Below are 23,612 nucleotides of genomic sequence, written 5' to 3' on the forward strand. Positions count from 1 at the left end.
TTGAAGCTGTCATGGGCAGCATCCTCATTTAATTAGAACCGTTGTTTTCTAAAAAAAGTAAATGTCCGGTTAACGATTTCGGGTCGAAATTAGTTGCAGCCACTAAAGATCTTGCTGTTGTAATGGCGTTGAATGGGGGTTGTTTATACACTTGCGTTTCTTGGCGTTGGAACTACCAGATCTTGTAGCGAGGAGGTCGTGGAAGCATTCGGAGGGACTGTTTCAGTATCGTGAAGAGAATCGTGCGTTCGTCGCTCGAATGACGATAATGGCCAAGTAACATCGAAAAATCGTACTGGCTTATGGCTAGCGAGTTTAACTATATAGTACAAATCTAGTGATAGTACGAAGCCTTCTATGGAGCTTCCGATTTATCTGTTGACATGAGTTCAGTTTGGTCTAGTCTCACGACCTCGTTCAAACTTTAGTGGTGTTCAAAATGGAATTAGGACAGCTGTTTGGATGGGACGCTTATTTTTACAGTATCTTTTCACAAGCTGCGGATACTGAAGAGTTCAGGGTTATCGCGATGAGAGCCTTGCATGAACTGGGTTTCGACTTCTTTGCCTACGGCATGTGTAGCGTGACCCCGTTCATGCGCCCCAGGACATCTATATGCAGTAATTACCCCGAGCACTGGGTGCAGCGCTACCAGGGGGAAAACTATGCCTTGATCGATCCGACGGTGAAACACAGCAAGCTTTCCTCGGCTGCCATCCTGTGGAGTAACGAGCTATTTCGCGACAGCCGGGAACTCTGGTCCGAGGCCAGGGACTCGGGCCTGTGCCATGGCCTGGCGCAACCCTCGTTCAATGCCCAGGGGCGAGTCGGCCTGCTGAGCCTGGCGCGCAGGAGCAAGGCCATCAGCCTCGAGGAGTTCGAGGCCTTGAAACCGGTGACCAAGGCGTTCGCCATCGCTGCCCATGAGAAGATCTCTGAACTGGAAAGCGATGACGGCATGTTCAATGCCCAGGTCGAGTTCAGTGGACGGGAGTGCGATGTGCTGCGCTGGACTGCCGATGGCAAGACCTCGGAAGAGATCGGCGTGATCATGGGGGTGTGCACCGATACGGTGAACTACCATCATCGCAACATCCAGCGCAAGATCGGTGCCAGCAACCGGGTCCAGGCCGTGTCCTACGCGGTTGCCCTGGGCTACATCTGAGCCGCAGCCGAGCCGTCCGCGGGCGGCTCGGCTTGATCAGGCGGTTTCCTGCAATGGGGGGCCGCCACTCAAGGGCGTCGCGGCAGAGGCACGGCGATGGTCTTCGCGATGGGCCGATAGCTTGATGGCAATGAGTTTTTCATCCTGATGCAGCGTGGGTGGCCCCAGTCGTTCGTAGTGCACGCCGTTGATCTTGTAGTAGCGCTCCATGGTCCGGTTGACCACTCCGACGATGGCATCGGCCCCTGCCTGGCTGGCGACCTTCAGGCTCCTCCAGAACAACGGCATCGCCAGTTGGGGTTCCCGGGTAGTGAAACGGGTCATTTCCCAGATGGCTGGATGCTTGGGCGGTGCGCCTTTGCAGGTCTGGCTGAAGACGCCTTCGAGCAGGTTGGGGCAGGTGGTGGGGATCAGTCGCGAACAGCCGACGATGGCGCCTGTTCGGTTGATGGCCAGGACATACCGGGCGTGTTCGGTATCGTACTGGTCCCACTCGCCTGGGTCCGGATGGGGATGGGCCGGCAGTCGCCAGCCAAGCCGTTGCACGAACTGTTCGTAACGGAAGCGACCTAGCCGCAATCGCAACTCATGGTTCATCTCGCTCAGCCTGTGCTCTTCCATGTGCATGCTGGATGTCCTCGAGGATGGATAAAGCGATCTCTTATAGAGGACCGGTAGAAGCCCGGCACCTACAAGATCTGGTAGTTCCGGGGCGCCTCCATGGGCCTGGGCCGTTGGCGCCCAGGCTCAGCGGCGGCCGGCAGCCCATGCTCCAGGGCATGGAGAGAGGAGGGCCGGGGGGCTGGCCCTCGCGCAGTCAACTGCGAATGAATGCCAGCAGGTCGGCATTGATGGTATCGGCGTGGCTGGTGGGCATGCCATGGGGGAAACCCGGGTAGAGCTTGAGCGTGCCCTTGGCCAGCAGCTTGGCTGAAAGCACCCCCGAGTTATGGTGGGGCACGATCTGGTCGTCATCGCCGTGCATCACCAGTACCGGGATGCCGATGCCGGCCAGGTCGGTGCTGAAGTCGGTCTGGGAAAACGCGACGATGCCATCGTAGTGGGCCTTGGCACTGCCCATCATGCCCTGGCGCCACCAGTTGCGGATCACGCCCTCGGACGGTATCGCCCCCGGTCGGTTATAGCCATAGAAAGGCCCGGCCGGTATGTCCTGGTAGAACTGGGCGCGATTGGCTTCGAGCTGGGCCTGCAAGTCGTCGAACACCGACTTGGGCAAACCTTCGGGGTTGTGCTGGGTCTTGACCATCAGCGGCGGTACGGCGCTGATCAACACAGCCTTGGCTACCGCATCCTCGGGATGCCGGGCGATGTAGCGCACCACTTCGCCGCCGCCGGTGGAATGGCCGACATGCACCGCCTTCTGCACCCCGAGGTGCTTGACCACAGCCGCCACGTCATCGGCGTAGTGGTCCATGTCGTGACCGTCCCACACCTGGCTCGAGCGCCCATGGCCACGGCGGTCATGGGCCACCACCCGGAAACCGTGCTTGAGGAAGAACAACATCTGCGCGTCCCAGTCGTCCGAACTGAGCGGCCAGCCGTGGTGGAAGTAGATGACCTGGGCGTCCCGCGGGCCCCAGTCCTTGTAGAAAATCTCGACTCCATCTTGGGTGGCGACATATCCCATGTTCGCATCTCTCTATGTAGTGCAGGAGCGTTGGAGGGCGGTTGCGTACGAGCCTCCGGCGCCTGGCGTTGAGGGGCGATGGCCGCGCGTAGCTAGAGCGTAGCCGCTTTGGCGTGCACCATCGTTCGGGGGCAGCGCGAGCCTGTCCCGGCTGTCCGGGAGTCGAGGCTAGGTTTGAAGCCGGCTTGAAGGTCAATACCTTTGGTCGGTCCGTCTCGGCCTGTGTCGCCGGGCGTCATGACGCCCCTATGCCGGACAACGCATGGGGTATGGAGTTGCAGTCCGATAGCGGCCCTTGAGTTCGTCGCCACACTGCAATTGCGGGCGCCGGGTCGATGGCGTTCGGGCCTGTCGGTGCCAAGTCCGTGGATCGAGGTTTGACAGCTGACCTGTTGCTACTACGCTCGTACCGTCGTCTTGCGGCAATCGACCCGGGTCCGCAGGACCACGGCGAAAACAACAAGGTCATTGATCACGCAAGGTATGCATCGTTGCTGCTGGCAAGCCTCGGACAGTCACTGTTAAAGGGAATTACTGTGTTCAGGAACACGGATACGTCGGCCTTGCTTCTCGCTGAACCTCCATCGAACCCATGGCTGGAACCGGGGTGGCCTTGCGCATCCGTGCTCCCGGGCAGGCGCCTGTGGGATCGTCACCCGCGTCCCCTGGAGGACGATTAGCCGCCCGCGCACCCCCGCACGAAATCGATTCTTCATTTGCCTGAGCCCGTGGCCGGCGCTCCCATGAGCCTGTCCCGCCGACGGGATGACACGGATAAAAGCTGCCGGGCCCGGTGGCCGAACCTGACAGGGAAGTCGCGCAGTGTCTGACAACAACTCGACCAATGGCGGCCCTCGGGGCATGTCGCAAGAGGGGCGGCCTGGTGACCAGGCTTCGGAAGCAGCGATCATCGCCGGCTGGAACGCTACGGACCACCCATACCCGCTGGACCTGTGCCTGCACCAGTTGATCGAACAACAAGTGCTGCGTAGTCCCGACGCTGTGGCCGTGGCGTTTGCCGACCAGTGCTTGAGCTTTGCCCAGTTGAATGCCCGGGCCAACCGTCTGGCTCACTACCTGCGCGAACTGGGAATCGGGCCCGACAGCCTGGTGGGCGTGCAGATGGAGCGCTCGCTCGAGCTGATGGTGGCCTTGCTGGCAATCCTCAAGGCCGGTGGCGCCTACTTGCCGCTGGACCCTGGCTATCCGCAGGAACGCCTGGCATTGCTCATCGACGACGCCTCGGTCAGCGTGGTGCTGACCCAGCGGCGTTTTGCCCAGCGACTGGCCGAACACGCCGTCCAGGCCTTGTGCCTGGATGAGCCGCAGAACCAGGCGCTGCATGCCAGCGAGGCCAATCCCTCGCTCATCAACAGTCCCGCCGACCTGGCCTATGTCATCTACACCTCCGGCTCCACTGGCCGCCCCAAGGGCTGCATGTTGCCGCACAAGGCCATTTGCAACCGGCTGCTATGGATGCAGCGCCATTACGCCGTGGGGCCGGATGAGCGGATCCTGCAGAAGACTCCCTTCACTTTCGATGTGTCGGTCTGGGAGTTGTTCCTGCCGCTGCTCAGTGGCGCCTGCCTGGTCATGGCCCGGCCCGGTGGCCACCAGGATGCCCACTACCTGGTGGAGATCATCAAGGCGCAACGGATCACCATCTGCCACTTCGTGCCTTCGATGTTGCGCTTGTTCCTCAAGCATCCGGCGGTGGGCGAGTGTCGATCGTTGAGCAACGTGTTCGTCAGCGGCGAGGCCCTGACCCACGATTTGCTGCTGCTCTACCGTTCACTGCTCCAAGCCCGGTTGCACAACCTGTACGGCCCCACCGAAGCAGCGGTAGACGTCACCTGGTGGGTCGCCGAGCCACGGGCCGACCGGCGCGTGCCAATCGGACGGCCCATCGACAACATTCGCATCCATATCCTCGACGCCGGAACCACGGCGGTGCCCATCGGCCAGACCGGTGAGTTGTGCATCGGTGGTGTCGGCCTGGCCCGGGGGTATCTCAATCGACCCGAGCTGACGGCGGAGAAATTCATCCGCGATCCGTTCTGCGACGAGCCCGATGCTCGCCTGTACCGCACCGGCGACGAGGCACGTTTCCTCGATAACGGCGAGATCGAGGTGCTGGGGCGCTTCGATTCCCAGGTCAAGCTGCGCGGCTTGCGCATCGAGCTGGGCGAGATCGAAACCACCTTGAAGAGCCACCCTTCGATCAGCGATGCGGTGGTGCAGGTCCAGGATGCGGGGTCGGAGGACCCCAAGCTGGTGGCCCATGTCGTTGCCCAAGGGTTGGACAAGAAGGCCGTGCGCGATTTCATCAAGTCGCGCTTGCCGGAATACATGACGCCGAACCGGGTGCTGTTCGTCGAGCAGATTCCGGTCACCGCCCATGGCAAGGCGGACCGCAAGGCACTGCTCGAGGGTCGCAGCGGCCCCGCAGCCGGTGCCCAGGCATCGACGCTGGATGTCCATGCGCTGGCTGCCTGGCTGCAAGCGCACTTTTGCCAAGCGCTGGAACTGACCGAGCTGGCACCTGACGACGATCTTTTCGACCAGGGCGCGACCTCCTTCACCCTGGTGCAGGCGATCCACAGCATTCATCAGCAGTATCAGGTCACCTTGCCGGTGCAGGTGCTGCTGGAGCGACCGACCATCGCCGCCATCATGGCCTATATCCTGGACGACAAGGGGGGGCTGGCGGACTCGCCAGCGCCGGCAACGACGGCGCCAGTCTCGTCCACCCATGGCGCGTCCGGATCGGAGCCAATCCCGCTGGAACCGGTGAGCTTCGATCCTGCTGCCTATCTGCGCACTACGCAGGTTGCGCCCGCCGACCGCGAGCAACTGGGCCAGCTGTTGTCGTTGCTGCGCGAAGTCTCGTTGCAAGGGCAGGGCAAGTACCTTTATTCATCGGCCGGCGGCCTCAATGCCATCCAGTGCTACCTGTACGTGGCCCAGGGGCGGGTCGAGGGCTTGCCGGGAGGCGCCTGGTACTACCAGCCACGGCTCAACCGGCTGCTACCGGTCAGCGTGCCGGCCCGTGACGTGCCCCAGGACCCGCAACTGGCCGGGGCCGATTTCGCGCTGTTCCTGGTCGCCGAGATGGCCGCCATCGAACCCATCTACAACCATGCCGCGCCGGCGCTGCTGGTCCTGGAAGCGGGGTACATCGAGCAGCTGCTGCTGTCGCGCCAGGCAGGACTGGGCCTGGCGCTGGCCCCGGTACAGGGTTTCGAGGTTGCGCCACTGCGCCAGTTGTTCGCCTTGCAACCCAGCCACCGGGTCCTGCATTGCCTGGTCCAGGGCGGCTCGGCTGCCAGCGCGAGCCTGGTGCCGGGAGCTGCATTCGGCGATTTCCTGAGTGCCAGCACCAACGGTTTCGACTTGCCGGGCCAGGCAGCGTTGGAGCAGTTGCACCAACAGCAACGGCAGATTCGTCGCGACTTGCCGGAGCAGGGCGAGCAGGTCATCGAACTGCCTTGCCTGGCGATCAGTGCTGAGGCGCTGCGCCTGCGTGCCACCAAGCGCCAGTACGCCGAGACCCCGCCGAGCCTGGCGCAATTGAGCCGCGTCCTGGGCATGCTGCGGGCCGCCGCGGACGGCGCCCATCTGTATCACGTCGACTCCAGCCTGGAGCTGAAGATCTACCTGCAACTGACCGCTCCGGCACCCCGGGAGGCGGGGCAGGAGCCCTGGCTGCCTGCCGGTATCTACCGCTACCACGCCGCCAGCCATGCCCTGAGCCGCATCGGCGAGGCTGACCCGCAGTTGTTCAATGGCAGCTACACCCCCTTCAACCGCAAGCATGGGCAACAGGCCCGGCTGCGGATCTTCATCATCGCCGGCCAGGCGCCGGCCCATGGTGCGGACAGCCGGTATTTCAACCTGCTGCAAGCCGGACGGATCGGCCAGTTGCTCCTGGAAAGACAAGGCGAATTCGATATCGGGCTGTGCCCCATCGGCTCGATGTACTTCGATAAGGTCCGCGCTGCCTTCGCCCTGGACGAGGGCGACGAGCTGCTGCACAGCTTCGTTGGCGGCACCGTGATCCAGCACGTGCCCCAGGGCTGGCCGCGCCTCGAAGTGGCGGGCACCAGCGCCGCGGAGCCTGATGAGCCGCTGGCGATCGTCGGGATCGGTGGCCGCTATCCGGGCGCCGCCGACGTCCGGGAGCTGTGGGATAACCTGAGCGCCGGGCGTTCGTCCATCGCCAGCGTCAGCGCCGGTACGCTATTGCATGGCCAGCAGGCGGCAGCCGCCGGGCCGCATTGGTCGGTGGGAGCCTTGGCCGACAAGCAGCTGTTCGATCCGCTGCTATTCAATATCACCCCCGCCGAAGCCAGGACCCTGGACCCCCAGGAGCGCCTGTTCCTGCAAGCGGCCTGGCATTGCCTGGAGAACAGCGGCCATACCGCCAGCAGCCTGCGCCGCAGTGCCGGGCGGGTCGGGGTCTTCGTTGCCGCGATGTGGGGCGATTACCAGCACCACCAGCCCGGCGCGCAAGGCCAGCGGGCGAGTTCCTTGCATTCGGCGATTGCCAACCGAGTTTCATTCTTCAACGACTTCGATGGTCCCAGCGTAGCCTTCGACACCTCCTGTTCCTCGGCACTGACCGCCCTGCATTTCGCCTGTGCGAGCATCCGCCAGGGCGAGTGCCGGGCAGCGCTCGTCGGTGCAGTGAACCTGATCAGCCACCCCTCGCACCTGGAGCTGTTGAGCTCCCTGGAGCTGCTGTCCGCGGAGGGCCAGGCCCATCCGTTCGGCCTGGACGCCAATGGCTGGGTGGCGGGCGAGGGCGTCGGCGCCCTGTTGCTCAGGCCGCTGGCGGACGCCAGGCGCGACGGCGACCAGATCCTTGGCCTGGTCCGCACCACGGCCATCGGCCACAGCGGCAGGACGCTGCGCTACGGTGCTCCAAGCACCGACAGCCAAGCGGCGTCGATGAGCCAGGCATTGCGCCAGGCCGGGCTGGACGCCGAGGCGATCGGCTACGTGGAGGCCGCCGCGCCGGGCGCCAGCCTGGCCGATGGCGCCGAGTTCGCGGCCATCGCCAAGGTCTTCGGCCAGCGCCAGGGCGATACACCGCTGCCCGTGGGATCGATCAAGGCCAACATCGGCCACCTGGAGTCGGCCTCGGCGCTATCGCAGATCACCAAAGTGCTGATGCAGTTCAAGCACCGGCAATTGGCGCCGACCCTGGGGTGCGCGCCCCTGAGTCCCCTGGTGGCCATGGAGCACGGCAAGCTGGCCATCGTCGACAGCCTGCGCCAGTGGCAAGGGCCGCCGCGAGCCTTGATCAATGCCTTCGGTGCCAGTGGCTCCGCTGGCCACCTGATCCTCGAGGCGCCGCCGCCGGCCGATGCCAGGACGCAGCCTCGCGGTCCCTGGCTGTTTCCATTCAGCGCCGCCAGCGACGAACAACTGCAGCGGCTGCTGGCGGCCTTTGCCAGCGATCTGCAGGCTGGCCGCCTGGATGAGGCCAGCCTGGGCGACATCAGCTATACCCTGTGCGTGGGCCGGGTCGCCCTTGGCTATCGCCTGGCGCTGGTGGCCGAGAGCACGGCGCAATTGCTCGAGCTGCTCGGGGCTGGCACGGGTTCGTCGTTGCTGCGTGGAACGGCGGGCCGGGAAGTGCGGCCGCCGGTCAGCGAGGCGGATTTGCAAGGACTGGATCGCCAGGCCCTGGAGGCCGTCGCCAGCCGTTGGGTCGCAGGCCAGGTCGACTTACAGCAAATTGCCCGGCATGAATGCCGGCGCGTGGCCCTGGCGCCGTATCCCTTTGCGGGCCTCGATTGCCATATCGCCGCCCCCGCCAGCAGCGAGCTGGCCGCGCCCGCCCGCGACGACAGCCTGCAAGCAGCGCTTGAGAGCTATCTCAAACAGCATTTTTCCAAGGTCTCGGCCATTGCCGAAGGCAGCCTCGACAGCCAGGAGAGCTTCGACCGCTACGGCTTGACCTCGTTGATGATCACCGAGCTCAACCAGCGCTTGGCGCAAGCTTTCGGTGAGTTGTCCAGCACCTTGTTCTTCGAATACCAGAGCATCAGGGCCCTGGCGTCCTGGTTCGCCACCGAGCATCCGGCGCGCAGCCGCCAGCTGCTCGGGCTACGGGAGCCGGCCAAGGCTGGCACGCAGATCGCCGGCAGCGAGCCAAGGTCCGCGCCCGAGCGGCAGCCGGCGCAGCAGGATCAACCGATCGCGATCATCGGCCTGGCCGGGCGCTTCCCCGGGGCGCCCGATGTGGAGAGCTTCTGGGACAACCTGAAGAATGCGGTGGACAGCATCAGCGAGATTCCCGCCGAACGCTGGCAGAACCAGTACTACTACAGCCAGGACCGCGGCCAGAAAGGCAAGATCAACACCCAGTGGGGTGGTTTCATCGACGATGTCGATCGCTTCGACCCGTTGTTCTTCAATATTTCCCCGCGCGATGCCGAACGCATGGACCCCCAGGAGCGGATCTTCCTGGAGACCGCCTGGCACACCCTGGAAGATGCAGGCTACGACCGCGCCGCGCTGCAACGTCACTACCAGGGCAACATGGGCGTGTTCGTCGGCGTGATGCACGGCGAGTACCTGCTGTATACCCGCTCCACTGCCAGCGACTGCACTGACGATGCGGTCGATGCCTCGTTCGGCTCGATCGCCAACCGGGTGTCCTATGTCCTGGACTGCAATGGCCCGAGCATGGCGGTGGACACCCTCTGCTCTTCATCGCTGACGGCCTTGCACCTGGCGGTACAGAGCCTGCGGCGGGGTGAGTGCCGAGTGGCCCTGGCCGGGGGCGTCAACCTGTCGTTGCACCCGAACAAGTATTTCATCCAGTCGCAGTTGACCATGTCTTCCAGCGACGGACGCTGCCGCAGTTTCGGCGAAGGCGGCGACGGCTTCGTGCCTGGCGAAGGCGTCGGCGCGGTGTTGCTCAAGCCCCTGGCCGAGGCCCAGGCCGATGGCGACAACATCCACGCGGTGATTCGTGCCACTTCGATCAACCATAACGGCAGGACCCACGGCTACACGGTGCCCAGCCCCAACGCCCAGGGCGCGATGATCGCCGAGTCCCTGGCCAAGGCCGGCATGGATCCACGGGAACTCAGCTACATAGAGGCCCACGGCACCGGCACGGCGTTGGGCGATCCGATCGAAATCAGTGGCCTGCAACAAGCCTTCGCCCAACGCAGCGCCGCCTTGGGCCGGCCGCCGGTTGCGGCCCGGCACTGCGCGCTGGGCTCGGCCAAGTCGAACATCGGGCACTTGGAGTCGGCCGCGGGGATCGCCGGGGTGGCCAAGGTACTACTGCAACTCAAGCATCGGCAGTTGGCGCCATCGCTGCATTCGCAACGGCTCAATCCGGCGATCGCCTTCGCCGAGTCACCGTTCCATATCCCGCAGCAACTGCAAGAGTGGCGCCAGCCGCGGCTGGATCTGGACGGTAGCGAACGCGAATATCCGTTGGTCGCTTCCGTCTCGTCCTTCGGTTCCGGCGGCTCCAACGGGCACGTGATCATCGCCCAGTACCAGGCCCCGAAGCGCTCGCCGGCCCTTGCCGGCCAGCCTGCGATCATCCTCTTGTCCGCGCGGACGCCGCCCCAGCTGCTGCAACAAGTCGAGCGTCTACGGCAATGCCTGCAACGTCGCGCCCTGGAGGGCCAGCTGCCGCGTCTGGATGACCTGGCCTTCACCCTGCAGCAGGGCCGCGAGGCACTGGAGTACCGCCTGGCGTTCAGTGCCACGAGCATCGATGAGCTACAGCAGCGCCTGGCCCAGGGCCAAGCATTGCTGGCCAGCACGCCTCAGTGCTCGGGGTGCTTCGACAACCTGTACCTGGGCCGCGTCCAGGAGAACAAGGCGGCGATGGCGGTGCTCGCCCATGATGAAGACATGGCGGCGACGCTAGTGGCCTGGGCCGACAAAGGCAAATACCAGAAACTGCTGGAACTCTGGGTCAAGGGCCTGGCGTTCGACTGGACACTGCTCGGGGCCGCGCCGGGGACGCTCCGGCGGATCAGCCTGCCGGGGTATCCCTTCGCCCGCGAACGCACCTGGGTCCGTGGCGACTTCCAGTTCCCGCCCCAGGCCCACCGGGGCGAGGCCGGGCACCTGCATCCGTTGTTGCAACGCAACGTGTCGGACCTGGCGCAGCAGAAGTTCACCTCGACATTCACGGGTGACGAATTTTTCCTGCGTGATCACCGGGTGCGCAAGCAGAGGGTATTGCCCGCGGTGGCTTACCTGGAAATGGCACGCGAGGCCATCAGCCAATCCCTGGGTGAGCAGGGGGCCGCTCCCCTGGCCCTGTGCAACCTGGTATGGGCGCAACCGCTGGCGTTCGACGAACAGGGCGGCGAGCCGCTGGGGGTCGAGATCCTGGTGGACAGCCTGGACCCGCAGCGCCTGGGTTTCCAGATACGCGCGCCGCAGGGCCAGGCGCTGTACTGCCAGGGCGAGGCGCTGCTGCAGGGTATACCCGAGCCACCAGCGTCGCTGGCGGCGTTGCAGGCGAGTATCCAGGAGCGAGGCCTGGACGCCGACGCGCTGTACCGCGCGTTCGACAGCGTCGACATCCACTACGGCCCCAGCCACCGGGCGGTAAGCCAGTTGCACACCGGTGCCGGACAATTGCTGGCGCAGATCGAACTGCCGCAGTCGTCGAGGGCAGGGCATGGGTCGTTCGTCCTGCATCCGAGCCTGATGGATGGCGCCCTGCAAGCCACCGTCGGGCTGCTCCTGGCCAAGCGGCTGGAGCAGGGCCAGGCGGCGCCGTTGCAGACCACCCGAGTGCCTTTCGCATTGGCCGGGTTGTGGCAGAGTGGGGCGGCGCTGGGGGAGCGGATATGGGCCTGGGTGCGTGACGCCCGGCAGGCGGTGGATGTCGGTCAGTCGAGCTTCGATATCGATATCTACAACCAGCAGGGCGAGCATTGCCTGGCCCTGCGGGGTTTTGTCCTGCGGGAGCTGAAGGCGCCGTCGGCCCTGCAAGGCTTGCTGGACGATCGCGCGCAGGCCGATTGGTACCTGCTGGAAAAATGGCAGCGTGTCAGTGTGCCAGTTCAAGCGCCGGACACCGGACGGTTACTGGCGATCGCCCATGACGTGGATGGCCAGCGGCAATTGGCGGCGCGTTATCCGCAGGCCGCCGCGTTGCTCCTGGACGGCAGCGAGTCCATCGAGACCCTGGCCGCGCGGTTGGCCGAGCTGGGCCCGTTGGAGCAGGTGCTGTGGCTGGCGCCGAGCGAGGCACAGCAGCCGAGCGGCGTCGCCGGCATGATCCACGCCCAGCAGGCTGGGGTCCTGGGGTTGTTCCGCTTGCTCAAGGCGGTGCTGGCGATGGGCGGCGACAGCCAGCCGCTGGCCTGGACGCTGATCACCCGCGCCACCCTGACGGTGTTCGATCAGGCCAGCACGCTGCACCAGGCCGTCCATGAACCGGTGGCGCCAGCCCATGCCAGCGTCCACGGCCTGGTCGGCGCGATGGCCAAGGAGTACCGCCATTGGCGGATTCGGCTGCTGGACCTGCCGGCCGGCGACACTTGGCCGAGCCAGGACCTGTTGGCATTGCCCGCAGACCCGCAAGGCGATGCACTGGCCTGGCGCGACGCGGCCTGGTATCGACCCAGCCTGGTGCCTTGCCTGCCCCCCCAGGCCGCTACGCTCGAGGACCCCTATCGCCAAGGCGGGGTCTACCTGGTGGTCGGTGGTGCCGGTGGCATCGGCCGCTGGTGGAGCGAGCAATTGATCCGCAGCCATGCGGCGCAGGTCATCTGGATCGGGCGTCGTGAACAGGACGACCCGATCACCGCGGCCATCGACCAGCTCGCCCAGCTGGGCCCGGCGCCACGCTACATCAGGGCCGATGCCGGCAATCATGCCGCGCTGCAACAGGCCGTGGCGCAAGTGCTGGCCGAGCATGGGCCGATCCATGGCGTGATCCACGCCGCGCTGCAGCTCGAGGATCGAAGCCTGGCGCGCATGCAGCCTGGGGAGTTCGCCGCCACGCTGGCCGCCAAGGTCGACGTCAGCGTATGCCTGGCCGAGGTATTCGAGCATCAGCCGCTGGATTTCATGCTGTTCTTCTCCTCGTTGCAGAGCTTCACCAAGTCCCCGGGCCAGGGCAACTACGCCGCCGGCTGCACCTTCAAGAACGCTTTCGGCCGCTATCTGGGGCAACGCCGCAGCTACCCGGTGCAGGTCATCAACTGGGGCTACTGGGGCGAGATCGGCTCGGTGGCCGGCGAGGACTATCGGCGGCGGATGGCCGGCCTCGGGCTGGGCTCGATCGACGGCGAGTCGGCGCTGCAAGCCCTGCGGGTGCTGCTCGCTGGTGGGGCCGAAGGCCAGGCGCCGAGCCAGTTGACCTTCCTGCGTGCCGCACGCAGCCTCGGTGAAACCTTCGGCCAGCTGGCACTGCCGGCCCCTGCCGGCGGCCCGTTGGGGGAATACGCCGAACTGCGCCCGGCGGCCTACCCCTCGTTGCTCCCGCGGATCCAGGACCGCCTGCGTCCGGACAGCCAGCAGGTGCGCGGCGTGGTGGCACAGGTGCAGGCGCACAAGGCGCTCATCCATACCTTGCAGTTGCGCCTGCTGCAGGCCCAGCTCGAGCGCTTGGGCTGCTTCACTTGTCCGGGCGAATCGGCCATCGATATGCAGCAGCGCTGCAAGCTGTCGCCGATGTACCAGCGCTGGCTTGCCAAGAGCCTGGAAGAATTGGCGCAGCATGGCTACCTGCGGCTGGAGGACGGCGTATACCACGACACCCAGGTGCGGCCGGTGGCACTGGAAGCGTTGTGGCAAGAGTGGGCCGGGCACCAGCCGGCCTGGCTCGAACACGCCAGCCTCAAGGCCGAGGTATTGCTGGCCGAGGCGAGCTTGCAGGCCCTGCCGCGGATCCTCGATGGCCGGATCCCGGCCACCGACATTCTCTTTCCCGATGCCTCGATGGCTCTGGTCGAGGGCATCTACAAGCACAATCCGCTGTCCGATTTCTTTAACGAAGTACTGCTCGACGCCGCCTTGGAGTTCGTCCGCGGCCGCCTGGAGCAGGCGCCGCAGGTGCCGATCCGGATCCTCGAGGTCGGTGCCGGCACCGGTGGCACCAGTGCCCGTGCCTTCGAAAAGCTGCGGCCGTTCCAGGAGTGGATCGCCGAATACTGCTATACCGATGTCTCCCAGGCGTTCCTCAGGCACGCCCGCCAGGCCTATGGCCCGCAAGTCCCGTACCTGGCCTGCCAGCTGTTCGATGTCGACCAGCCAGTGGCGGTCCAGGGTATCGAGCCAGGCACCTATGACCTGGTGATCGCCACCAACGTCCTGCATGCAACGCAGGATCTGCGCCGGACCCTGAAGAACGTCAAGGCGCTGCTCAAGCATAACGGCCTGCTGATGATCAACGAGATCGCCGGCAATGGCTTGTTCACCCACCTGACCTTTGGCCTGCTCAAGGGCTGGTGGCTGTTCGATGATCCGCAGCTGCGCCTGCCCGGAGGTCCGGCGCTGGCTCCCCGGCAGTGGAAGCAGGTCCTGGAAAGCGAAGGCTAGCGCCATGTGCTGTTTCCCGCCCTGGCCGCTCACGACTTGGGCCAGCAAGTGATCATCGCCCGAAGCAATGGCGTGGTCTGGCAGGATCGCTGCGAGCCCCTGGCAAGCGGCGCCGGCACTGCGGCGCGCCCGTCACCCAGCGCGGCGCCAGCGCCATCGCCAGCGCCAGCATTGCCCAGGCCGCTCGACGCGCCATTGGCAGTGGACGACAACCAGCTCAAGGCGGGCATGATCGACCACCTCAAGCAGGTCATCGGCGGGCTGTTCAAGATCGCTCCGCAAGAGATCGACGCCCGTGAAGCGCTGGAGACCTACGGCATCGATTCGATCCTGGTGGTGCAGCTCACCAACTTGCTGCGTGACCAGCTCGGTGGGGTCAGCAGCACGCTGTTCTTCGAATACCAGACCGTCGAGGCCCTGGCCGGGCATTTCGTCGCTACCCAGAAAGAACGCCTCAAGTCCCTGTTGGGCCTGGACCAGGCCGCGCCACCGCCGGCTCCCGCCGCCGGAACGAGCGGGCAACCGATCATGCCGGGCAAGTCACGCTTTGCCTCGCCACCGCCCGTCCACCCCCCACCCGGCAGGCCCGGCACCGATGTGGCCATCGTCGGCCTGGCGGGACGCTACGCCAATTCGGCCAACGTGCGCGAGCTGTGGCAGCACCTGAAGAACGCCAGCAACTGCATCAGCCAGGTACCGCGGGAGCGTTGGGACTGGCGCCAGTATTTCGACCAGGTTCCCGGTACTCCCGGGCGCATCTACACCCCTTGGGGTGGCTTCATCCACGAGATCGACAAGTTCGACCCGTTGTTCTTCCATATCTCGCCCCGCGAAGCCTTGAAGATGGACCCCCAGGAGCGCCTGTTCCTGGAAGAGGCCTACCAGTGCATCGGCGATGCCGGCTATACCCCGGCGCGCCTGGCCGAGGGACAGCGGGTCGGAGTGTTCGTCGGTGTGATGAACGGCACCTATAACCGACAGTCCAGCTACTGGTCGGTGGCCAACCGGGTGTCCTACCAATTCAACTTCCAGGGGCCGAGCCTGGCGGTGGACACCGCCTGTTCCTCATCGCTCACGGCTATCCACCTGGCGCTCGACAGCTTGCACAGCGGCGTCAGCGACTGTGCGCTGGTCGGCGGGGTCAGCCTGCTGGTCGATCCAGTGCACTACATGGGCCTGAGCGAAATGCAGATGCTCTCCAAAGGCCAGCGCTGCAAGGCGTTCGGCGCCGACGCCGACGGATTTGTCGCGGGCGAGGGTGTAGGCGCCTTGTTGCTCAAGCCGCTGGCCCGGGCCGAGGCCGATGGCGACCGGATCTACGGTGTGATCAAGGGCAGCATGCTCAATGCCGGCGGCAAGACCAACGGCTACACCGTGCCCAACCCCCTGGCCCAGGCGCGCCTGGTGAGCGATTCGCTGGCCCGCGCCGGCGTCGACCCCAGCTCCGTGAGCTATGTCGAAGCCCATGGCACCGGCACCGCCCTGGGCGACCCGATCGAGATCGCCGGCCTGGCGCGGGCGTTCAATGCCGGGGCGGGCACTGCGCGCGCTCAGTACTGTGCCATCGGCTCGATCAAGTCCAACATTGGCCATTGCGAAAGCGCGGCCGGTATCGCCGGGATCACCAAGGTGCTGCTGCAACTCCAGCATCGGCAGCTGGTGCCGTCGCTGCACGCCGATGCGCCAAACCCGGAAATCGATTTTGCCGCCACCCCCTTCAGGGTGCAGAAAACCCTGGCCGAGTGGCCCCAGGTCCAGGTCGAGGTCGGCGGTGTGCTCAAGGCGGCGCCGCGCATCGCCACCGTGTCGTCTTTCGGCGCCGGTGGCGCCAATGCCCACCTGGTGATCCAGGAGTACCAGGAGCAACGGCCAAGGCCCGCCATGGTCGTGGACGAACAGCGCCCGGCGATCATCCTGCTGTCGGCCAAGAGCCGCGAACAATTGTTGCAGCAAGCCCGTTCGCTGCTCGACGAATTGGCCCACGAGGCAGTGCAAGGGGCTGGCTTGCCAGCGTTGGCCTGCACCCTGCAACTGGCGCGCGAGGCCATGGAGCAGCGCTGTGGATGGCTGGTCGGTTCGCTGGCGCAATTGCAGGAACGACTGCACGACTTTATCGCCAGCGGTGCCACCCAGGCCCGCACTCGGGCCAAATCCGCCACGCCGTTGCCCGGCCCGGCGCTTGGCCACGACATGCATCGGGCGGCCAGCCAGGCCGCCCTCGACGCCTGGTTGGCCGGTGCCGACCTCGACTGGCGGCAGATGTATCCGCAGGGCCGTCCGGCGCCCCTGAGCCTGCCGGGCTACCCCTTCGCCCGCGAGCGATACTGGCAGGCTCCCGCGGCCCGGGAGCTGCCTGTCAGCAGCGGCGAAACCCACCTGCATCCGCTGCTCCAGCGCAATGTATCGGACCTGCATGGCTTGCGTTACCTGACCCGCTTCAGCGGTACCGAAAGCCTGCTGGCCGAGCATCGTGTCAACGGCCAGGGCGTGCTGCCCGGGGCGGCGATGGTCGCGATGATCCAGGCGGCGTTGACCGCAGCCCTGGGCCGCGCGCTACCCGCCGGCCAAGCGTTGCTGGTTCGCGACCTGGCCTGGCACCAGCCGTTCAGCGTCGAAACCGCCGCTGCCGGGGAGCTGTTCCTTGAGGTGCAAGCACAGGCGCAAGACCAGTACCGGGTCGGCCTCTATTCCTACGATCATGCCGCCCAGTTGCAATTGCATTGCCAGGCGCAGGCCGCCCTTGGCGCGGTCCCGGCGCCGTCGCTGGAGGCCGCCGGCGGCGCTCCGCGGACAGTGGATATCCAGGCCTGCTATCGCTGCCTGGCCGCCATGGGCATCGAGTATGGGCACAGCCATCGTCGCCTGTTGACGCTGGCGCGCTGGGACGACCGAGCCTTGGCCCGGGTGGCCCTCGAGGATCCGGCGGCGAACGCGGGCTTCGCCATTCATCCAGCCTTGCTCGATGCCGCTATGCAAGGGGTCATGGCCTTGTTGCTGGATGAGCTGGGCGAGCGACCACCGCTGCTGTTGCCCGACAGGGTGGGGCAGTGGGTGCTGCTGGCCGACTGCCCGGCAACGTTGCAGGTACGAATTCGCCGGGCGGGCGGGACGGCCCAAGGCTATCGCTTCGACCTTGAGTTGTTCGACGAGCAGGGCCAGTGCTGCGCCTTGCTCCACCAGTTGTCGTTCCGGGTCGCCACTGCCGGTCCCGAGGCGAGCGACGGCTTGCTGTGCCGCAAGCAGTGGCGCGAGGTCCAACCGGCCAGCGCGATTCCCGCGCCGGACCTCGATCGACAGGTGCTGGTCCTGGGTCAGCATGAAGCCTTTGCCGGGCTGGCCGAAGCGCTACAGGCCTCGGGCATCGGCTGTCATGCCTTGGCGCCGGGCGACTACCAGCAAGCCGCGCAGGCCCTGGCAGCGCAACTCAAGCCCTTGCTCCAGGACGCGCGGCCATGCCTGCTGCAGCTGTTGATCGCCGCCGATGAGCCTGTGGGCCATGTCGGCCTGGCCGGGCTGTTGCGCAGTGCCAGTCGGGAGCAGCCGGCGTTGGTCTGCCAGGTGGTCGAGGTGGCGGCAGGGCTCACTCCTTGGCAACTGGCCAGTGCCTTGGCGGCCGAGGCGGTCGATCCTGCGGAGCGCCAGCTGCGCTACCTGGCCGAGGCCGGGACGTTGCGGCGCCAGCAGTTGTGCTGGCTGTCCCAGCCCCTTGGCGACGGCCCCGCGCCGTGGCGAGCGGACGGCGTGTACCTGATCACCGGTGGCCTGGGCGGGATCGGCATGATCATGGCCCGGGCGATCGGATCGGCGGCGCCCCGAGCCCGCGTGGTGCTCTGTGGCCGCACGCCGGCGACTGCGCCCGAGCTGCTGGAGAAGCTGGCCCAGTTGGGACCGGGAGTGGAATACCAGGCCCTGGACCTGGCCGCCGCCGACCAGGTCCAGCGCTTGATCGACGACCTCATCGAGCGTCATGGCGCACTGCACGGGATCCTCCATTGCGCGGGTATCACACGTGACGCCCTGCTGGTGGACAAGAGCGCGCAAGACTTTGCCGCCGTCCTTGCCGCCAAGGTCGCCGGCGCGCAGCACCTGGACCGCTGCAGCAGCGGCCTGGCACTGGACTTCTTCGTGCTGTTTTCCTCCATCGCCAGTGTTCTGGGCAACGCCGGACAGTGCGACTACGCCGCCGCCAATGGTTATCTGGATGCCTTTGCCAGCCTGCGCAACCGCCAGGTCGCCGCTGGCGACCGGCAAGGCCGGACCCTGGCGATCAACTGGCCGCTCTGGCAGGCGGGCGGCCTGCACATGAGCGCTGGCGCACGTCGCCTGCTGGCCGAGCGCACGGGCATCGAAGCCATGGCCAGCGCCACCGGCGTCAAGGCGTTCTACCAGGCCTTGCACAGCGATGCGGAACAATTGATGGTCCTGGCGGGCCGCGACGGCGAGAAACTGCGCGCCTTGCTCGACGCCGGCCCGGCGCCGGTGGCCGAGGTCGCGGCGCTGGACGCTGTGGATCTGGCGAGTTGGCTGCGCCAGTTGCTGGCCAAGACCCTGAAGCTGGCACCGCAACGGCTGGACGAAGAGCTGCCGTTCGAGCAGTACGGGCTCGATTCGCTGATGATCCTGGAAATGACCGCCGTCCTGGAAAAACGCTTCGGCCCGCTGTCCAAGACGTTGTTCTTCGAGTACCCGAGCCTGCGCGAGCTGGTTGGCCATCTTGCCGCGCGCCAGGTCTCGAGCCCTGTATCGGCACCGCTCGCTGAGCAACTGCGCGGCCTGTTGGCCGAGGTCTTGCAGCGGCCGCTGGAGCGCAGCGACGACTCGCGCTGCTTCGAGGAGCTGGGGTTCGATTCGTTGCAGATCCTCACGCTCACCCGGCGCCTCGGACAGGTGTTCGGTGCGTTGCCGCCGGCCTTGCTGTTCGAGCATTGCAGCCTCGACGCCCTGGCTGGCTACCTGGCGGTGCGGACCACCAAGGCGCCAGAGCGCGCCCCTGGCGCTGCGCTCCGGCGTCTGTTCCACAGCGGTGCGCCGCAGCCCCTGGCGAACCCGCCGGTGCATGACGATATCGCGATCATCGGTATCGCCGGGCGCTATCCGGACGCCGAAGACCTGGAGGCCTTCTGGCAGAACCTCAGCCAGGGCCGCAACAGCATCCGCGAGATTCCTCCCGAGCGCTGGGACTGGCGCGACTACTACAGCGCCGACCGCGGCCAGGCCGGCGTACATAACAGCAAGTGGGGCGGGTTCATCGCGGACATCGACCGGTTCGACCCACTGTTCTTCAATATCTCGCCACTGGAGGCCGAGCTGCTCGATCCCCAGGAACGGCTGTTCCTGCAAACCGCCTGGGCGGCCATGGAGGACGCCGGCTACAGCCGCCAGCTCGGCACCGGGCAGGAGGGCTCGGGACCGCAGGTCGGCGTCTATGCCGGGGTGATGTACAACGAGTACCAACTGCTGGGCGCCGAAGCCAGCCTGCGCGGCCAGCGCATGGGGTTCGCCGGTTCCAGCGCGAGCATCGCCAACCGCGTGTCGTTCTGCCTCAACTTGCAGGGCCCGAGCCTGGCGGTGGATTCGATGTGCTCCAGTTCGCTCACGGCCCTGCACCTGGCTTGCCAGGACTTGCACAGCGGCCGTACGAGCATGGCCATCGCCGGCGGCGTCAACCTGACGCTGCATCCGAACAAGTACCTGATGCTCAGCAGCGGCCAGTTCATCTCCAACCAGGGCCAGTGCGCCAGCTTCGGTGAAGGCGGCGACGGCTATGTCCCGGGCGAAGGGGTTGGCGTGGTGGTGCTCAAGCGCCTGGCAGATGCCGAGCGTGATGGCGACCAGATCCATGGCCTGATCAAGGGCAGCCACCTCAATCACGGCGGCAAGAGCACCGGCTACAGCGTCCCGGACCCCCGGGCGCAGCAAGCGGCCATCAGCGGCGCGCTGGCCGATGCCGGGCTGGAGCCGGCAGCTATCAGCTACATCGAAGCCCACGGCACTGGCACCCGCCTGGGCGATCCGATCGAGATCGCCGGCCTGGACAAGGCCCTGGGTCCGCGTGCGCCGGACCAGACCTGCTGGATCGGCTCGGTGAAGTCCAATATCGGACACTGCGAGGCCGCGGCTGGAATCGCTGGCCTGACCAAGGTGCTTTTGCAGCTCAAGCACGGGCAAATCGCGCCTTCGCTGCATTCGCAGACCCTCAATCCCTTCATCGATTTCGCCGCCACGGCCCTCAAGGTCAACCAGCAGCTGCGCCAGTGGCCGCAGGCAGTGCAGGCGGGCCGGCCCATGCCACGCATCGCTGGGCTGTCGTCGTTCGGCGCCGGGGGCTCCAATGCCCACCTGATCGTCGCCGAATACCCACGGCCCCGACCGTTGGCGAGCGATACCGCACAGCCGCAGATGATCCTGTTGTCGGCCCGCGAGCCCGAGCAATTGCGGCAGATCGCCGGGCGCCTGCTGGCCAGGCTGGAACGGGCCGAGGCCGGCGACAGCCTGGCGGCGGTGGCCTGGACCCTGCAAGTGGGGCGCGAGGCCATGGCGCATCGCGCGGCGCTCGTCACTTCGTCCCTGCATAGCTTGTTGGGGTCGCTGCGCGCGCTGGCCGGCGGCGACAGCAGCGGCTGGATTCGCGGTGACAGCCAACTGGCCAGTCAACGGCTCGAGCAATTCAAGCAGCAATGGCCCGACTCCCGGCAGGAGCCGCTGATCGAGTTGCTGGCCCAGGGGCTGTGGCAGCAGGTGCTGGAACTGTGGTGCGACGGCTTGCGGATCGACTGGGCCGCGTTGCGCGCCGGGCAGGGCGAGCGCCCCCGGCGCATCGGCCTGCCGAGCTATCCCTTCGCCAGCGAGCGTTACTGGGCGCCCGTGGGCGGCCCGCGGCCACCGGTCCCGGCGGCACATCCATTGTTGCAGGCGCGGCACCCGAGCCCGGAGCATCCGGCCTTCACCAGCCTGCTGCGGGGTGACGAGCCCTGGCTGCGCGATCACCAGGTGGCCGGGCACAAGACTTTGCCCGGTGTCGCCTACCTGGAGATGATCAGGGTCGCCGTCAGCCAGGTTCGCGACGCGGGAACCGCTCGGGGCATGGTCATCGAGCCGCTCCATTGGCTGGCGCCCTTGACGGTGCAAGGGACGCCGCGCCGCTTGCAGCTGGACCTGCAAGCCACGGCGGGGCACCTGGCGCTCACCCTGCACAGCCTTGACGGCGACCAGCCGGTGGTGCATTGCCAGGCCCGGGTCAGCGCCGCGACACCCGCGCCAACCCAGACGCCGGACCTGGCGCAGTGGCGGACACGATCCTGGGCACGCCAGCTGGAGGCTGAAGCCGTCTACGGGCTGTTCCAGCGAATGGGCCTGGACTACGGGCCCAGCCACCGCGCGATCCGCCAGCTGCAGATCGCCGAGCAGGACGGCCAGCGCCAGGTGCTGGCGCGGCTGGAGCTGCAAGACCTCACGCCCGGATCTGACTGGTGGCTGGAGCCCGGCATGGCCGACGGCGCATTGCAGGCAGCCATCGGCCTGTTGCTGCCACTGAGCGGTGAGTTGGCCGGCCCCTGGCCACTGCTGTTGCCCTTCGCCTTGCAGCGCCTGGAACTCATCGCCCCTTGCCAGCGACGGATGTGGGCGTTGCTGTGCAGCGACCCGCCACGCCAGTGCTGCGACATCGACCTGGTGGACGACCAGGGGCGGCTGTGCGCACGGTTCATCGGCTTGAGCTCCAGGAGGCCCGATACCGTGACGGAAAACAAACCACCCAGCGCTACACGGCACCTGCTGGCGCCGGTCTGGTCGGTGCTCGACGGCGCCTCCCAAGAACAGCAAGCCCAGGGCCCGGTATTGGTCTTCGGCGCCACGCCGGCGCGCCGCCAGGCATTGGCCACGCTTTATCCCCGGGCGGAGCTGCTGGAGGATGGCAGGAACGACTATCTCGGCGTGCTGCAGGCCCACCCCAGCCTCGAGGAAGTGGTGTGGCTGGCGCCGCCCGTAGAGCCCGGCGCGGACCTGGTCGCTGCGCAGCAACAGGGTGTCCTGGCGCTGTTCCGGCTGATCAAGGCCCTGCTGGAGCTGGGCCATGGTCGTGTCTCGCTGCGCCTGACCCTGCTTACCGCCCAGGCGCTGGCCATCCATCCCGGCGAGTCCTGCGATGTGACCCATGCCGCGGTGCATGGGCTGGCCGGCTCGCTGGCCAAGGAATACCCGCATTGGACGGTGCGCCTGGCGGACCTGGCCGAGCAGCAACTGCCGTCGCTGGGCGGCGCGCCGTTCGCCGCGCTCGCCTCCGGCGAGCCGCTGGCGTTGCGCCAGGGCCAGTGGTGGCGCCGGCAACTGGTACAGGTCAAGGCCGATGCGCTGGCGGCCGCGATGCCGGTCTATCGCGACGGCGGCGTTTACCTGGTCATCGGCGGTGCCGGTGGCATCGGCGCCGTCTGGAGCCAGCATGTGATCAGCCGGCATCGCGCCCGTGTGATCTGGGTCGGACGGCGGGCGCTGGAGGGGGAGGTCGCGGCGAAACTCGACGAATTGACCGCCATCAGCTCGATGCACGGCGCTCCGGCGCCGGTCTACCTGCAGGCCGACGCCGCGGATGCGCAGCAGTTGGCCAGGATCGAACGCGAGGTGGGCGAGCGCTTTGGCCGGATCAATGGGGTGGTGCATTCGGCCATCGTGCTCAAGGACCGTAGCCTGGCCAATATGGATGAGCAGACCTTCAGCCAGGTGTTGCAGGCCAAGGTCGCGACCAGCGTGGCCCTGGCCCAGGCCTTCGGCGCGAGCGCCGCGACCCTGGACTTCGTGCTGTTCTTCTCTTCGATGATGTCCTTCAGCACCGCCGCCGGACAAAGCAACTATGCGGCGGGCTGCACTTTCGCCGACGGTTTCGCCCGCCAGCTCGGGGAGCGCTGGGCTTGCCCGGTCAAGGTGATCAACTGGGGCTACTGGGGAAGCGTCGGCACGGTCAGCGACCCGCGTTATCGGCAGCGCATGCAGGCCCTGGGGCTGGGCTCCATCGAGCCGGAGGAAGGCTTGCGAGCCATCGATCAACTGCTGGCCGCAGACCTGGGCCAGCTGGCACTGCTCAAGCTCCTGGCGCCCGTATCGAACGAGGGCCCGGACAGCCTGGCCGGATTACTGGGCCGCGAGCAACTCACGCTCGACACCCGGTCGGTGCCCGACACCGCGGCCCTGCAGGAGCGGCTGCGGGAACGGCTGATGGCCTTGGCCGTTACCTAGAGGCCGCAGCCGGCATTCATTCATCCA

General features: G+C 66.4%; 5 protein-coding genes. 3 read left to right on the plus strand and 2 right to left on the minus strand.

The annotated features are described in order from the left end of the window. Positions 1-439 precede the first annotated feature (439 nt). Positions 440-1,165 (plus strand): autoinducer binding domain-containing protein, encoded by a 726-nt coding sequence (locus ACK6AU_RS18265; RefSeq protein WP_260498056.1) that lies wholly within the window; start codon positions 440-442, stop codon positions 1,163-1,165. Between the two features lie 36 nt (positions 1,166-1,201). Here the strand turns inward: ACK6AU_RS18265 and ACK6AU_RS18270 are convergent, their stop codons facing one another. Then, positions 1,202-1,792 carry an acyl-homoserine-lactone synthase gene (locus ACK6AU_RS18270; RefSeq protein WP_409300506.1) on the minus strand — a complete coding sequence of 197 codons (591 nt, stop codon included), beginning with the start codon at positions 1,790-1,792 and terminating at the stop codon, positions 1,202-1,204. 190 nt (positions 1,793-1,982) lie between these two features. Next, a complete protein-coding gene (locus tag ACK6AU_RS18275) occupies positions 1,983-2,813 on the minus strand; it encodes an alpha/beta fold hydrolase (protein ID WP_409300508.1) in 831 nt (276 codons plus the stop codon). An 822-nt stretch (positions 2,814-3,635) separates the two neighbouring features. Here ACK6AU_RS18275 and ACK6AU_RS18280 point away from each other — a divergent pair. Next, the gene (locus ACK6AU_RS18280) at positions 3,636-14,357 is read left to right on the plus strand and encodes an amino acid adenylation domain-containing protein (protein ID WP_409300510.1); all 10,722 of its coding nucleotides are present in this window, start codon (positions 3,636-3,638) and stop codon (positions 14,355-14,357) included. A gap of 6 nt (positions 14,358-14,363) precedes the next feature. Then, positions 14,364-23,585, plus strand: a complete 9,222-nt coding sequence (locus tag ACK6AU_RS18285) for an SDR family NAD(P)-dependent oxidoreductase (protein ID WP_409300512.1) — start codon at positions 14,364-14,366, stop codon at positions 23,583-23,585. Positions 23,586-23,612: the final 27 nt, after the last annotated feature.

The sequence above is a fragment of the Pseudomonas sp. KCJK8993 genome, assembly GCF_046230915.1.
Lineage (GTDB): Bacteria > Pseudomonadota > Gammaproteobacteria > Pseudomonadales > Pseudomonadaceae > Aquipseudomonas > Aquipseudomonas piscis.